The sequence below is a fragment of the Vibrio sp. HB236076 genome, from assembly GCF_040957575.1.
GTDB lineage: Bacteria > Pseudomonadota > Gammaproteobacteria > Enterobacterales > Vibrionaceae > Vibrio.
Window position 1 is genome coordinate 215,940 of the sequence record NZ_CP162602.1, and the last position, 13,942, is coordinate 229,881.

Below are 13,942 nucleotides of genomic sequence, written 5' to 3' on the forward strand. Positions count from 1 at the left end.
CATATTCACGCCGTTTATCACCACAATATAACGGGGTATCTTTGACGCGCGGAACTTACGCTCAATTAAAACTATACACCTCTATTCTCATCCCACCCGCCTCATGCTCACCTGGGTTATGGTTTGCCATTGACACGGTATTTCTCGATAATTGTACACCCTAGTTAATGAGGTATCGTCTTATGTCTACTTTTGACCACTTTGAACCGCTGATTCGACAACACACTTTTCATACGATGGGCGCTGATTTAGCACACGATGCGGCTCATATCTCACGCGTGGTAAAAAGTGCAAAAACACTCGCCATTAAAGAATCGGCAAATTTGGATATCGTGATGCCTGCGGCCTACTTACACGATCTCTTTTCCTATGGCAAAGATCACCCGCTCAATCACCAAAGTTCTCTACTCTCCGCCGATAACGCGATTGCATTCCTCACCAGCATTGAGTATCCCAACGAATTACTCAGCGCCATTCATCATGCCATTCATGCGCACAGTTACAGTGCCAACATCGCCCCCACCACCTTAGAGGCAAAAATCGTACAAGATGCTGACCGACTTGACGCGCTTGGTGCGATTGGTATAGCTCGTACCATACAAGTCAGTAGCCATTTAAATCGGCCTCTATACCAACTCGATGATCCCTTTGCAAACCACAGAGCACTCGATGACTCGCAATTTTGTTTGGACCACTTCTACACCAAGCTACTCAATCTCGTTGCCTTATTTCACACCACAGGTGCCAAGCAAGAAGCGCAGCTGAGAACGGATTTTATGTCTGCTTATCTTCGCCAACTCGGCCACGAAATCGAGTCCTAGACACCACGGGACTAGGAATAACTTTCATTCACTAATAAACAGTAAAATTATGAAATTTTAGGTCAAATAAACAAAGAAAAGCAAACATTTTGATTGATCATTGAGATTTTATTGGTTTAAAATTTTGCGCCATTTTATTGTTATTAGCGAATTTATGATCGATCTTGTCATCCTACCCGTTTACCTGACCGCCGTCGTGGCGCTATTGCTACTGCCAGGTCCTGATATGCTGCTTATCGCAAGCTCCAGTATGAGCTATGGTCGAAAAGTAGGGTTATTTGCCAGTCTTGGCAATGCCACATCCGGGGTATTACTGACCGTATTGGCCGCGCTTGGGGTATCTTCACTTATTGCCATGAGCCCCTATGCCCTTAAAGCTTTGCATTTGGTGGGAGGCGCTTATTTGCTCAAACTCGGTTGGGATTGCCTCAAAGTCACCAACTCGCCAGTCGATTCAACTCAGGGCCATGGCGCTTTATCGACAACATATTATCAACGCGCACTGATGAGCAACTTGCTCAACCCCAAAGCATTGTTATTTTTTATTATGTTTTTGCCCCAGTTTGTGTCTCTCGACATCAGCGCATCCTACACAGAACAAATGCTCGCCTTGGGATTACTTTTGAATGTGATGGGTTTAGTGTTTAATCTGCTTCTGGTGATGCTGGCAGGAACGGTAGGAAGAAAACTGATTGAAAATGAACGTTTTCGCATTTTTCAACACAAGTTTATGGGGGCTGTTTTTTTGCTTCTTGCTTTGTGGATGCTCAGCGGTTTTCAAGCATAACGTCAACGACCTTCAACCCAATAAACAAGACTAACCTAGTTTAAAAGGTGACCTTAACTCAACGCATTGCCGTGCTATCGATAAACAAAGATTGAATCACTTGGGTATTGAAAGATAAAAAATGCCAGCGAAACAAACGCTGGCATTGTCTTTAGTGAACGCTTTTACCGAATCAGCGATTACGCTGCTTTGGCCGTTTCATCGTATACTTTATCGATAAATTCTTGGTGTAATGCACAGATTGCCGCGAGGTAATACTCATCTTCAACCACAAACTGTACGTTTACGTTTCGCATCGATGAATGGGCTGCAATCGGTGAAATATCTTGCTTCATCAGAGCCAACATCCCTTTGCTCAGCGCCGTATTGGTATTAATACAAGCACCAATGACGGAAATCAATGCCACCATCTTGCCGGTGATCGCTGAGTTGGGATAGCGTTTTTCAGCGCGGTACAGTACCTGGTTTAAGCTGTCACTTGAACCGCTTAGATAGTAAGTCATTGAGTTGGCGTTCATCTCTTTACCCACTAAGCTAACGTGGGCATCGGCGATGATTTCCATCAACTCACAGCTGACCGTATCGATTTCACCGACCACGGATTGATCAAACAAATGCAACGCAAAGACTTTATCTTTACCCGCCACGATCTCAATTTTATCGTTATCAGGGTGGTGATCACCGGAGATCAATGTACCTGGGTGCTCGGGTTCAAAGGTGTTTTTAACTCGCAATTGAATACCTTGCTTTCTCAAACCAGAGGCCGCATTCGGGTGAATGGCTTCCATACCCAAGTTGGCTAACTGGTCTGCCACATCAAAGTTGGTCTTGCCCATAGGACGAACCTTATCCGGACCAACAATACGAGGGTCAGCAGTACTCAAGTGGTATTCTTTGTGGATGATGGCTTCATCCGCTTCTGTCAAACACGCAATACGGCTGAAGGTCATTTCACTGTAGCCGCGGTCATACGTCTTCATCAGGCCTTCGTCACAATAGGCATAACCGGTGACGATTGGCAGAACCTTACTAGCATCAATATCGGCAAAGGCTCTTTTGATTACGGTATCGAGATTACCACTCTCTGGCTCATCCCAACCCGACAAATCGACAAATTGGGCATTAATATCAAGAGTTTTTAACTTCAGCACCGTGTTATGTGCGCTGTGCGCTTCACCTATTGAAGATAAAAACTCTCGAATTTGCGGCAAATAGTGGCGCATTGAAAACTGACCGTATTGACAAGTTTGCATAATATTTTCAATACAATTGACCGCTTCTTGCACACGTTGGTGAACAAATTTATCAGCGATAGACCGGGTTGTTTCATCCTCGGCAAAGATGTCTTGGTTAATACCTAGCATCTTGGTTTCCAACTCGCGCAACGCTTGTTGCCAACCTTCGTCTCGCTTTGCAACTAACTGGTAAACACCCGGTTTACCGCTTCGCTTACATTCGAGCAAGCCGTCTGTAATGCCGCTGTATGCCGACACGACAAACACGCGGTTATAAGTTTCGGGTTTAAGAAAAATATTATTGATCACAGCATCAAACGCTGTCATTGATGTACCGCCGATCTTCTCTACGGTATAAGTCATGATTTGGTTACCTTTAACAGTCAAAAAAGTGTTTGGTTAAAAGAGTAAAGAGACCATCTCTTTACTCTTTGGAGATGAGATTACTCAACGACGGGATAAACGCCGTTTTCATCGTGAACTTCTTGACCGGTCAAAGGCGGGTTAAACACACAAGCCATGTGCATCGGTGTCCCTTCGTTGGCACGCAGATAGTGGTCATCATTTTTATCCAGGATGTATAACACACCCGGTTTGATCTTGTAGGTCTCACCACCGATAATTTCAATCTCACCTTCACCAGACATGCAGTACACCGACTCTAGGTGGTTCTGGTAGTGAATGTGGGTTTCTGTACCTGCATAAATTGTCGTAATGTGGAAAGAGAAACCCATTTGGTCTTCTTTCAATAACATGCGAACGCTTTCCCAGTTATCAGATACAACACGGCGTTCACTGTTTTGACATTCTTCTAAAGTTCTAACGATCATAATCTATTCCTTAAGACGCTTTACGAGTTAATTGTTCCGAAATGCTTGCCACTGCTTGTGAAAAGATCTCTAAGCCTTGTTCTAGCTCAGTCTCTGTAATCACTAATGGGCAGAAAAATTTAACGATTTCGTCGTTTGGACCAGCGCTTTCAATCACCATACCGTTACTGAAACACTCTGCGATAAGTTGGTCAGCAATATCACCAGACTTACACTCGATCCCCTGCATCATGCCGCGGCCTTTCAATCGGTTGAACAGATTTGGATAGGCTTTGAGCAATGCATTTAGCTTTTGGGTCACTTGCTCTGAGCGAGCCGCGATGTGTTCTTCAAACTCACCGTTTGACCAATAGGTCTCAATCGCTTTTGTCGCCGTGACAAAGGCGTGGTTATTACCGCGGAACGTACCATTGTGCTCACCGGGTTTCCATTGGTCGAGCTCAGGGTTAAACAACACCACCGCAAGTGGGAGACCGTAGCCACCAATCGATTTTGACAAGGTCACAATATCTGGCTTGATACCCGACGGTTCAAAGCTAAAGAAGGTCCCCGTTCGGCCACAACCTGCTTGAATGTCATCGACAATCAATAAGATATCGTGCTGTTTACAAATCTTGCTCAGGGTTTGTAACCACTCGTTTGAAGCTGCGTTTAAACCACCCTCACCTTGAACGGTTTCTAAAATAACCGCAGCGGGTTTGTCAGAACCACTCAAACCACTTGAGTTGTCAGATAGCATTGCTTCAAACAACGCTAATCCATCAATATCAGCGTAATGCTCGTAAGGGATACGCGTTACCCCACCCAGAGTGACGCCCGCACCGCCACGGTGATGCTTGTTACCCGTCGCCGCCAATGCGCCGTATGAACAGCCGTGGAAGCCATTAGTGAAAGCAACAACATTGGTTCTATCGGTTACTTTTCGAGCCAGTTTTAATGCTGCCTCAACCGCATTGGTACCGGTTGGGCCGGTGAACTGCACTTTGTAGTCAAGATCTCTTGGTTCAAAGATATGAGTACGAAGTGCGGTTAGAAAATCGCCTTTTGCTTGTGAGTGCAAATCTAGGCCGTGGGTGATCCCATCGCGCTCAATGTAATCAAGCAAAGCAAGTTTAAATACTGGGTTATTGTGGCCGTAGTTAAGCGACCCTGCACCCGCGAGAAAGTCGAGATAGCGCTCACCGTCTTTTGTTTCTAACCAGCAACCTTTAGCCGTGTCGAACACGACAGGAAAGTTGTTCGCATAAGATTGAACGTTTGATTCTTGCTGTTTGAAAATATTCATGACAGTACCTGTCTTCTCCTGTTAGTGAGATGGCTTAAGAGGGATTTGATACAAATACTCTGTATCGTGCAGCCCTTTGAAGTGTTTCTTTTGATCTAAAAAAGTCGTGACCTTACCTTGTTGACCGTGAAGTTTGTCCAGTTTCTCAAACAAACGCCAAGAGCCTTGGTTGTCTTTGGTTATGGTCGTTTCAACACGAGAAATGTCGTGTAAATGCGCTTGGCCAAGCAGTTGTTTTAACATCTGAAATGCCAAACCCTGGCCCCGAAAGTCTGGATTGACAGCCACTTGCCAGACAAACAATGTGCTCGGTGTTTCTGGTTTGCGATAGCCAGAAATAAACCCAGCCAACACGCCGTCTTTCTCCGCCATCAAACAAGTTTTGGTAAAATGACCCGTTTGCAAAAAGTTGCAGTAAGACGAGTTTTCGTCGAGTGGCGGACAATTGGCAATCAGCTTATGAATGGATTGCCCATCGACCAACTCGGGCTGTCGAAATGACCAAGATTGATCAACAGATAATTCGTGTTTGTTTATTTCTTCGGTTTCAAGTAAAGCAGTCACGATTCTTTTCCTTTGACCTCTAATCAATTTGATTATTAGATTAACACACAGAGATCGCTTTTCAAGGGGGTTGGTGGGGGTTTCAATGTCAATTTAATGTCAAAAAGCACTAATTAAGCGCATTGCACCAAAATATTACATCATTATTAGAGTTATATTAATTTGATGTATAATTAATAAAACCCTAAACAACTCGCTGTTCAAAACATGACCAACACGAAGAAAAATCGTGTTATTACTTTACGGCTCATAGGGTAACTCACCATTTATTTGTGAAGTGGGTCTCATATAACAACAAAAATGACGAATTATAATGCGATCATTTTGCGAAATTGACTTTTTAGGCTTAGATTAAAATCAGAAGTGCTTAGCACAAGGAGGTGGCGGCATTGAACGTCATCCACTAACAACGTCAGTCAAGAATTACAAGGTTGTAAAAGATCAACGCACTAAATACGCCAAAAGCCGACGAATTTTTTCGTCGGCTTTTGTTTTTTTGAACGCTTAATTGGTCAAAGCTCGAGTAGGGAAAGTCATTAATCAGTGATCGGGCAAGAGTACTCAATAACCACTTCATTATTATCCACGTACACTTTTTTGACTTTTCCAGGTACTTTGACTCGGTTGGTCAATGATAAGCTGTTGGTGCTGTGTACTTGAATACCCTGTTCTGACAATGAGGGGATGACTCGATAGGGATCAACGTGTAAATGCTCACACAACTGTCGTATAAAACGGGTATTAAGTGGTTCATTACCGCGGATCAATCCAGAAAACTGGTTGTGGTTAATGCCGAGCTTTCTTGTCATTTCCATTTGGGTAAGGTGCATTTTTGCTTTCTGCGACATCCAAACATCATACAAAGCTGCACGGTCTTTCTCTGTATATTCCATCGCGCTTCTCAAGTTTTATAAAAAGCCCATCATGACATATTCACTCCTGTTGCTTGTTAATGCGAAGTAAGAATTATGACTCGTAAGGGTTAACAAGCGCTTTGAGTAAGTGGTTTAATTGTTGCTGTTCATCGACACTCATGTGTGCCATGAGGCGCTCTTGCTCTTTGACGTGTTGCTCTAATACCGATTCGATGCACGTTATTCCCTGCTCGGTCAATTTGACTTGTACACTGCGTCTATCTTGCTGACAGTGCACTCGTTCGATCCAACCTTTTTGCTCAAGTTTGTCTAAGCGGTTCGTCATGGCTCCTGAGGACAACATCATATTGGCCATCAACTCTGACGGTGTTAACTGATAGGGTTGGCCGCTACGCCTTAAGGTTGCCAACATATCGAATTCACCGGGTTTTAATCCATACTGCTTGTGTACTTGATTAATCGCCGTTTCTAAATGTTTCACGCTGCGGATCAGCCGGCCCATCACCGCCATGGGCAAGGTATTGAGTTGGGGTTTTTCGGCACCCCATTGCGCGATGACTTGGTCAACAACGTCCATTATTCTCTATCCAGTTATCTTTATATAAAGAAACTTTACTTGTAAATATGAACGGTGTAAAGTACAGGCAAATTTAGCTTTACATAAAGATAATTAACATGAAACTAATTCTCGCTATGATCCCCGCTTTTTTGTGGGGCACGACTTACGCGGTGACTCAAGAAGCCCTCACGGACTGGCCCGCGTTGCTGCTCGGTGCTTTGAGAGCCTTACCGGCAGGCCTGCTCTTACTTGCATTAAAACCGTCTTTGCCAACCAAAGCGCAATGGCGACCGATTGTGATCATCGGTTGTATTAATATTGGGGTATTTTTTAGCTTGATCTTTTTGATGGCCCTGCGCTTACCTTCTGCGGTTGCCAGTGTGGGTATGGTTTCGGTACCGGTGTTCGCGATGATCATTTATTGGGTGACGTACCGGCAAAAACCCAGTGTGTTTAAACTGATTTGCGGTTTCGCTCTAGTCGCATTTGCATGGACCTTATTTAATCCAAGCTCGATGACCCTTGACCCCATAGGTATGTTGGCCATGTTCGGGGCTATCTCATGCATTATCATCGGCAGTTTACTCACTCAAGCACTGGGCAAATCTATGCACTGGTATGGCGTGGTGACTTGGCAGTTGATCGTAGGCGGGATTGGGCTGAGCCTTGCCGCTTTGGTTCAGTACTTTATCCAACCTCATGCCTTTGCAAGTATCACCCAAGTGTCGTTGACCAATGTCATCGGCCTAACGTGGATTATCGTCTTAAATACCGCACTCGCGTATGCTTTATATGTTTGGCTATTACAAAGAATGAGCGTGGTCGATTTTACCTTTGCGGGTGTGGCCAACCCAATTGCCGGCGTTTTATTTGGCTGGTTATTACTCGGTGAAACTTTCCAGTTGAGCCAGTACGCCTTAATGGCGGCAATGGTGATTTTTTCTATGCTTCCTCAAGTGATGGTCAAAATACAGCAAATCAGAACTGCGCAGTAATAAACCCACCTCCAAACCGTCAGTACTTGGTCATTTCACCTATTGTGGGTAGCTGACCAAGTGTGAATTTGTTACCGTAACGCCATAATTTATTATCAACTTCATTATGGCTATGACAGAATATCTTAACCTTGCTATCGACAAGATAGTTGACTTCAACACACTCTGGTACGGCAAAGTACTGACGATTACGTTAATCAGTTTTGTCGTATGGATCATTTGGCGATTAGTCTATCGCCAACTGTACTCTTTACTGTCTAAAACGAAAATGCGTTGGGACGACGAACTGCTCGACGCGTTACAAACCCCGATCAGCTTCGTGGTATGGGGCTGGCCAGCGACGTTATCGATGGGGATCATCCTCAAGCATTATTACACGGATACTTCCATCGACTGGTTGGCCAACCTCAAACAAGGCTTTTTCATTGTCGTCGCCATGTGGATCGTGATTCGACTGATTGCCAACGTCGAGGAAAACACGTTAAGAAAGAAAAAACGCGATGAAACGACAGTCCAGGCATTAGGAAAAATCGCGCGCTTAGTCTGTCTTGCTATTGGTGGTATCACGTTACTGCAAACCTTTGGCATCAGTGTCGCCGGTCTACTCACGTTTGGTGGTGTCGGTGGTCTGGTGGTTGGTTTGGCAGCCAAAGATCTACTCTCCAACTTTTTTGGCGGCATTGTCATTTACTTCGACAGACCCTTTAAAGTCGGCGATTGGATCCGCTCACCAGACCGCCAAATTGAAGGAACCGTCGAGCGCATTGGCTTGCGAATGACAGTGATTCGCACGTTTGATCTACGCCCTATCTATGTTCCAAACTCCGTTTTTACCAGTGTTGTCGTCGAAAACCCATCGCGTATGTTTAACCGCCGTATTAATGAAACCATCGGTGTTCGATATCAAGATATTGATACGGTGGATGCGATCGTCGCTGACGTCAAATCCATGCTGGAGAACCACGAAGAAATCGACACCACCAAAACCTTGATGGTGCATTTCAACAGTTTCGGGCCGTCTTCTTTAGACTTCTTTATTTATACCTTTACCAAAACCGTAAATTGGAATCGCTATCACGAGGTCAAACACGATGTTTTAATCAAAATTGCCGCGATTATCAAGCATCACAATGCACAGGTTGCTTACCCCTCGCGATCGCTTTACCTTGAAAACAGTGAGGCTTTAGAGGCACTGAGAAGCGGTGATTCAGCCCATTTAACTACACCGCCCCAAACTAACTAAGTTCGTTTAAAAGGGAACTGGTTTTTTCCTCGCCATCGCATGGCGAGGAATGGAATAAGAATGACCCGCGGATCGCGCTAAACGGTGTCTTTGAGTTCCAGTTGTCAACTAACCTTCTGGGGGCAACGCTCTTGAGGCTTGCAGGACATGCAAAATTATCTTTTGTTTGTTGGCCTTAACCCGTTCTAATGGCGCCATCACACTGATAGCGCCAATCAACTTACTGCCTTTGAGCACGGGAGCACTGACACTGGCCACACCATGATCAATCTCGGCGTGACTCATGGCATAACCTTGGACGCGGATTTGTTCGAAAAGCGCCTTCCATTGCTCGAGTTGATGGCCTTCATTAAAATAGCGCAAGATTTTTTCACTTCTCTCACTTGGCATATAAGCCAACATCACTTTGGATGAGGCACCGCGCAGCAGAGGTTGACTTTGACCCTGGACGAAGCTGCAACGCAGTGCCTGCATACTCTCTTTCATACTGACGCACAAAGCTCGATACCCGACAGGCACCATATAAGCGGCGAGTTCACCCGTTTGTTTCTGTAAACGCGTTAACACCGCGTCTAAATCACTGGTATGCGTTGTGGTTTGATAACTTCTCATCAACATCAACGCCGCCGGGCCAATCGCTAGACGCTTTTCATGAGGCGTCTCCTCAATCAGGCTCCATTCCTTTAAGATTTTTAGATAGCGATAAAGACTGCTCAACGGTTGATTGACCTGATCAGCTAATTCTTTTGCCGTCAAAGAGTGGGGATTAATGGCCACTTGCATCAAAAGCTGCAATGCCTTTTCGTTCACCGCCCCCGAGCTGATTTTGTGTTTCCCTGTCATTGAATACCTAACCTAACCCTATTTTCGTTTTTAACAAACTATAATTACTATTGAGTAAGAAAGGTAAGTAAAAATTCCTCTACTATTCTCAAGAAATGAGAATAATCACGGATCGCTTTATTGATTGGGTCTACCGTTTTGTATCGCTATCGCCCAATGGATAACTCATGCTCGCTTATATCTAAAGAAAGGCCGTGATAGATAACAGAACTTGTGGCGATGTACTGACGAAGAAATAAAAAAGCGGTCATCCGATACTCTTCCTTTAGTATCGGATGAGACCAATCGTATCCGCTCGCCTAACTGGCGATAGGGTCGACTGGTTTTAGGTCACATAGGGTCTCACCACCCAATGCTTTGCGGTCTGTGGCTTAATCAAAATAATGATTAACCCGTAAATCGTTGCTATAGAGGTGATTAAAGCTTGATTGACTTTTTGGTCTAGAGAACGATTTAACCATTTGATTCTACTCCATCTGATGCACGGTGATTATTCGTCTTTTGAGCAAATCATTTGTGAATCCTAGGCACAAATACATGCTACACTAAGGTAAAATCGACATTATCATCGCGATCACATGTCTATTGTTACTCGAGTTAACCCGGTCAAGCCATCATGAAAACGCAAAAACTCTTAGCCCTACTTCCCGACCTCGCTTCTTTTATCATTGTTGTTAATCAAGGCAGTTTTACCGCTGCGGCAAAACAGCTCAATGTCACCCCATCTGCGCTATCAAAATTGATCACTCGGCTTGAAAAGGCATTAGAAGTTCGATTACTTGAAAGAACCACGCGGCAACTGATCATCACCGCCTCGGGGAGAAAGGTATACGATCTAAGCGTAACTATGCTCAACGCCGCTCAGCAAGCGGTTGACAGCGCTAAAGTCGAATCCACCCAAGCCAGCGGACGTCTGATCGTATCCGCCCCAGAAGCCTTTCTCTATTCGGTATTACAACCTTACGTCGTGCCTTTTTTAGCGCAGTTTCCGCAAATACAGCTGCACCTGCGATCCATTGATGGACCAGTCGATTTTTTTAATCAGGGGATAGATATCGCTTTTCGACTGACTGACAAACCCGACGAACACTTAGTCATGAAAGAAGTGTGTCAAACCCATCTGGTTTTATGTGCATCACCAGAGTACCTTGCAAAACAAGGGGTACCGACTCACCCTGAGCAGTTGGTCGATCATGATTGTTTGTATCTGGCAGAAAACGATCGCGATAATTTATGGCACTTTTGGAAAGAAGATAAACTGCATTCTGTCAGCGTGGCAGGTCGCTTTGCGGTTAATCATTCACAAATTCGTTTAAAAGGGGTACAAGAACATTTGGGGATTGGCATTTTTCACGATTTTGTCGTGCGCGATGCCCTATCCCAAGGCCAGTTAATTCGAGTGTTGCCCGATTGGACGTTACAGAGCAGTTATCACGGCGCCATCGGTTTACAATACCCTCGTAATCAATACATGCCCAAACGCGTACGTTTATTCATTAATTACGTGATGGATACCATCGCGCCCAAACTTCAACAAGGATATTAAATCGTGTTTTTAGGTCTTCACCACGTGGCCATTATTTGCTCGGACTATCCGCGCTCGCGTCACTTTTATCACCAGATTCTCAAACTGCCAATCATCGCCGAAAACTATCGCGCAGAGCGTGACTCTTACAAACTCGATCTACAGTTGCCCGATGGCGGCCAGATAGAATTATTTAGCTTTCCCGATGCACCAGCTCGAGCGAGTTTTCCAGAAGCTCAAGGCTTACGACACCTTGCTTTTCGCGTCGCCAATATTAAGCAAGTGACGGCGTACTTAACCGCACAGGGTATCGATGTCGAGCCCATTCGCATCGACCCCTACACCGAAAAGTATTTCACCTTTTTTCAAGACCCTGACGGACTTCCTTTAGAGCTCTATCAACAAGACTGACACTGTCTTGTTGGTTAGAGCGTCGGAAACATGATCAAGATGATATTACTCTAAGCAATAATCCGCTTCTAAGCAGTGGTTGGCGATGTGTTTGAGAAGAAAAGTCTCTCTTTCAATGCTTAAACCCTTTTTGCTGCTATTGGCGATAACCTGCTCGTTATGAGCGATCGCGGTATGAATATCAAGCCACATGGGGGTCATGCCATTTTTAATTTCATGGGCTTCTAATTGGTTGTCGCCCAACACTTTATCCACCTCACACAGATAACAAAAAGACACTTGGTGCATGACGTCATAATCGTCTCGATGCCATGGCCGGTATTCTTCATACTGGCCATATTCATAAATTGAGCCCGTCAGTCTTGCACCGGTTTCTTCACTGAGCTCGCGAAGTAAAGCACGTTGACGTGACTCACCTTCATCCATGCCTCCACCAGGTAAGCTGTAGTCTTGGTAGCGTTGCGTATACATAACCAGAATGTCACTGCCTTGCAGCGCAATCGCACGAGTGGAATAACGGGAAAACTGACTCCTGCCATGGTCAGCAGGTGTTTCGGGGTGATAATGGGTTTTAAGATGGCGCATCATAGTTCTGTTCACTTAGAGATAAAATAATTATACCAGTCTCATTCAGTTTGTGGTCAATAGCAGCGCAGGAAAAAACGTGAGAACAAAGCAAGCCTTTTCTTATCAAGAACGCAATCTAAATCGTTATTCTAGCCGTGACTTTCTTAACGATGTTATCGAGTTTTTAACCCGCTAGGTTGACCCGCTATTGAGTGAGATTGGTATTATTCATGAATGACCGTTTCGCATTTAAAACTCGGCCGTTAAACGGCTCGTTAGACACGCTAAATGATCAATTTCAAACGTTGGATTGATGTGGTCTGGTTTTTCCTTGTGGTCTCGATTGAGCCAGCAAGTATCAAACCCCGCTTGATGACCGCCGAAGATATCCGCTTGAATATTATCGCCAACCATCAAGACCTCTCGCTTATTAGGCTGCCCCATCGCCTGCCATGCCGCATCAAAAATCGCCCCATCCGGTTTGGCGACACCCACTTGCTCAGAAATAATGATGGGCTCAAAGTAGTGAGTAATAGCGAGCTTTTCCAAGCGCATTGATTGTAGCTCAGTAAAGCCATTGGTAATGATCGCCATGTTGACTTGCCCATGTAGGCTTTTCAGTAGGTGTTGTGCACCTGGCAAAAATTCGCAAATATCCGCCATGGCGACAAAAAACGCTGAGTTAAGCTCTTGTGTGGTCTTGTTTAATCGTTTGGCCCATGCTTCAAACCTCTGATGCTTGAGCTGTTCTGGTGTGATATCGCCATTTTGTAACGCCGTCCACAACGGTTGGTTTTGCGCTTGATAATCGCGATAATCTTGTTCGCTAAACGGCACCCCCATACGCTCAAACATCAAACTCATGCCTTTGGCGGCATCAAAGTGAAATAAGGTTTCGTCGGCGTCGAAAATGACCCATTGATAACGCATCGTCTCTCCTATTGTTGATAGTAATCGAATTGGCATTATTGATCTTGCGTGATAGACCAAGTGTGTGTCATTTCAATGCCAGCACCGAGCATCAAACAAACAGAACAATATTTAGTTAGTGAATCAAGAGTCACCTGCTCGACAATAGCCTCATCCAATTTTTGCCCTGTGATGGCAAAGTGAATGTTAATTTTGGTAAACAACTTAGGCGCTTGCTCTCTTCTTTCTGTTGTTAAAGAGGCCTCACAACCGGTGATCGCTTGCCCTGCTTGCTTTAAGCCATCCACTACATCGACTGAGCTGCAACCACCGGCAGCCATCAGTACCATCTCCATGGGGCTTGGGGCGGTCTTGCCCCCTTGGCCATCTAACACCACACTGTGGCCAGAGGCAGACGTTGCAACAAACTGTAAATCCCCAGTCCACTTGACTACTGAATTCATCGTATTTTCCTTACTTTCTTGGTGTTAAT

General features: G+C 44.9%; 16 protein-coding genes. 6 read left to right on the top strand and 10 right to left on the bottom strand.

Going from position 1 to position 13,942, the window contains the following annotated elements; genetic code table 11:
* The first annotated feature begins 182 nt into the window (after nucleotides 1-182).
* Both AB0763_RS14240 and AB0763_RS14245 read left to right on the top strand, forming a co-directional pair.
* A complete protein-coding gene (locus AB0763_RS14240; RefSeq protein WP_306099853.1) occupies nucleotides 183-821 on the top strand; it encodes an HD domain-containing protein in 639 nt (212 codons plus the stop codon).
* Nucleotides 822-975: 154 nt separating this feature from the next.
* Nucleotides 976-1,608 carry a LysE family translocator gene (locus tag AB0763_RS14245; protein WP_306099854.1) on the top strand — a complete coding sequence of 211 codons (633 nt, stop codon included), beginning with the start codon at nucleotides 976-978 and terminating at the stop codon, nucleotides 1,606-1,608.
* Between the two features lie 179 nt (nucleotides 1,609-1,787).
* Here AB0763_RS14245 and AB0763_RS14250 read toward each other — a convergent pair whose 3' ends face one another.
* The 6 genes from AB0763_RS14250 to AB0763_RS14275 form a co-directional block, all read right to left on the bottom strand.
* Nucleotides 1,788-3,206, bottom strand: a complete 1,419-nt coding sequence (locus tag AB0763_RS14250; protein ID WP_306099855.1) for an aspartate kinase — start codon at nucleotides 3,204-3,206, stop codon at nucleotides 1,788-1,790.
* 80 nt (nucleotides 3,207-3,286) lie between these two features.
* A complete protein-coding gene (locus AB0763_RS14255; RefSeq protein WP_306099856.1) occupies nucleotides 3,287-3,673 on the bottom strand; it encodes an ectoine synthase in 387 nt (128 codons plus the stop codon).
* A gap of 10 nt (nucleotides 3,674-3,683) precedes the next feature.
* On the bottom strand, nucleotides 3,684-4,958 hold the full coding sequence (ectB, locus tag AB0763_RS14260) for a diaminobutyrate--2-oxoglutarate transaminase (RefSeq protein WP_306099857.1): 1,275 nt from the start codon (nucleotides 4,956-4,958) through the stop codon (nucleotides 3,684-3,686).
* 21 nt (nucleotides 4,959-4,979) lie between these two features.
* The gene (gene ectA, locus AB0763_RS14265; RefSeq protein ID WP_306099922.1) at nucleotides 4,980-5,495 is read right to left on the bottom strand and encodes a diaminobutyrate acetyltransferase; all 516 of its coding nucleotides are present in this window, start codon (nucleotides 5,493-5,495) and stop codon (nucleotides 4,980-4,982) included.
* A gap of 563 nt (nucleotides 5,496-6,058) precedes the next feature.
* Nucleotides 6,059-6,415 carry a helix-turn-helix transcriptional regulator gene (locus AB0763_RS14270; RefSeq protein WP_306099858.1) on the bottom strand — a complete coding sequence of 119 codons (357 nt, stop codon included), beginning with the start codon at nucleotides 6,413-6,415 and terminating at the stop codon, nucleotides 6,059-6,061.
* A 73-nt stretch (nucleotides 6,416-6,488) separates the two neighbouring features.
* On the bottom strand, nucleotides 6,489-6,974 hold the full coding sequence (locus AB0763_RS14275; protein WP_306099859.1) for a MarR family winged helix-turn-helix transcriptional regulator: 486 nt from the start codon (nucleotides 6,972-6,974) through the stop codon (nucleotides 6,489-6,491).
* 98 nt (nucleotides 6,975-7,072) lie between these two features.
* Between AB0763_RS14275 and AB0763_RS14280 the strand changes: the two genes are divergently transcribed.
* Nucleotides 7,073-7,951: a DMT family transporter gene (locus tag AB0763_RS14280; protein ID WP_306099860.1), complete on the top strand. Its 879-nt coding sequence runs from the start codon at nucleotides 7,073-7,075 to the stop codon at nucleotides 7,949-7,951.
* A gap of 112 nt (nucleotides 7,952-8,063) precedes the next feature.
* Nucleotides 8,064-9,194 (top strand): mechanosensitive ion channel family protein, encoded by a 1,131-nt coding sequence (locus tag AB0763_RS14285; RefSeq protein ID WP_306099923.1) that lies wholly within the window; start codon nucleotides 8,064-8,066, stop codon nucleotides 9,192-9,194.
* Nucleotides 9,195-9,302: 108 nt separating this feature from the next.
* Here AB0763_RS14285 and AB0763_RS14290 read toward each other — a convergent pair whose 3' ends face one another.
* A complete protein-coding gene (locus AB0763_RS14290) occupies nucleotides 9,303-10,037 on the bottom strand; it encodes an IclR family transcriptional regulator (protein ID WP_306099861.1) in 735 nt (244 codons plus the stop codon).
* Nucleotides 10,038-10,653: 616 nt separating this feature from the next.
* Between AB0763_RS14290 and AB0763_RS14295 the strand changes: the two genes are divergently transcribed.
* Both AB0763_RS14295 and AB0763_RS14300 read left to right on the top strand, forming a co-directional pair.
* A complete protein-coding gene (locus tag AB0763_RS14295; RefSeq protein ID WP_306099862.1) occupies nucleotides 10,654-11,583 on the top strand; it encodes a LysR family transcriptional regulator in 930 nt (309 codons plus the stop codon).
* 3 nt (nucleotides 11,584-11,586) lie between these two features.
* A complete protein-coding gene (locus AB0763_RS14300) occupies nucleotides 11,587-11,973 on the top strand; it encodes a VOC family protein (protein WP_306099863.1) in 387 nt (128 codons plus the stop codon).
* Nucleotides 11,974-12,018: 45 nt separating this feature from the next.
* Here AB0763_RS14300 and AB0763_RS14305 read toward each other — a convergent pair whose 3' ends face one another.
* From AB0763_RS14305 to AB0763_RS14315, 3 genes are all read right to left on the bottom strand, one after another.
* On the bottom strand, nucleotides 12,019-12,561 hold the full coding sequence (locus AB0763_RS14305) for an NUDIX hydrolase (RefSeq protein ID WP_368644202.1): 543 nt from the start codon (nucleotides 12,559-12,561) through the stop codon (nucleotides 12,019-12,021).
* Nucleotides 12,562-12,789: 228 nt separating this feature from the next.
* Entirely contained in the window at nucleotides 12,790-13,470 is a 681-nt protein-coding gene (gene yjjG / locus AB0763_RS14310; RefSeq protein ID WP_306099864.1) for a pyrimidine 5'-nucleotidase, read from the bottom strand.
* A 35-nt stretch (nucleotides 13,471-13,505) separates the two neighbouring features.
* Entirely contained in the window at nucleotides 13,506-13,913 is a 408-nt protein-coding gene (locus AB0763_RS14315) for an OsmC family protein (RefSeq protein ID WP_306099865.1), read from the bottom strand.
* Between the last annotated feature and the right edge of the window lie 29 nt (nucleotides 13,914-13,942).

What these genes read in the sequence shown, in the direction of transcription:
- AB0763_RS14240 (WP_306099853.1), top strand. Translation starts at nt 183, where the DNA reads ATGTCTACTTTTGACCACTTTGAACCGCTGATTCGACAACACACTTTT.
- AB0763_RS14245 (WP_306099854.1), top strand. Translation starts at nt 976, where the DNA reads ATGATCGATCTTGTCATCCTACCCGTTTACCTGACCGCCGTCGTGGCG.
- AB0763_RS14250 (WP_306099855.1), bottom strand. Translation starts at nt 3,206, where the DNA reads ATGACTTATACCGTAGAGAAGATCGGCGGTACATCAATGACAGCGTTT.
- AB0763_RS14255 (WP_306099856.1), bottom strand. Translation starts at nt 3,673, where the DNA reads ATGATCGTTAGAACTTTAGAAGAATGTCAAAACAGTGAACGCCGTGTT.
- ectB (WP_306099857.1), bottom strand. Translation starts at nt 4,958, where the DNA reads ATGAATATTTTCAAACAGCAAGAATCAAACGTTCAATCTTATGCGAAC.
- AB0763_RS14270 (WP_306099858.1), bottom strand. Translation starts at nt 6,415, where the DNA reads ATGGAATATACAGAGAAAGACCGTGCAGCTTTGTATGATGTTTGGATG.
- AB0763_RS14275 (WP_306099859.1), bottom strand. Translation starts at nt 6,974, where the DNA reads ATGGACGTTGTTGACCAAGTCATCGCGCAATGGGGTGCCGAAAAACCC.
- AB0763_RS14280 (WP_306099860.1), top strand. Translation starts at nt 7,073, where the DNA reads ATGAAACTAATTCTCGCTATGATCCCCGCTTTTTTGTGGGGCACGACT.
- AB0763_RS14285 (WP_306099923.1), top strand. Translation starts at nt 8,064, where the DNA reads ATGACAGAATATCTTAACCTTGCTATCGACAAGATAGTTGACTTCAAC.
- AB0763_RS14290 (WP_306099861.1), bottom strand. Translation starts at nt 10,037, where the DNA reads ATGACAGGGAAACACAAAATCAGCTCGGGGGCGGTGAACGAAAAGGCA.
- AB0763_RS14295 (WP_306099862.1), top strand. Translation starts at nt 10,654, where the DNA reads ATGAAAACGCAAAAACTCTTAGCCCTACTTCCCGACCTCGCTTCTTTT.
- AB0763_RS14305 (WP_368644202.1), bottom strand. Translation starts at nt 12,561, where the DNA reads ATGATGCGCCATCTTAAAACCCATTATCACCCCGAAACACCTGCTGAC.
- yjjG (WP_306099864.1), bottom strand. Translation starts at nt 13,470, where the DNA reads ATGCGTTATCAATGGGTCATTTTCGACGCCGACGAAACCTTATTTCAC.
- AB0763_RS14315 (WP_306099865.1), bottom strand. Translation starts at nt 13,913, where the DNA reads ATGAATTCAGTAGTCAAGTGGACTGGGGATTTACAGTTTGTTGCAACG.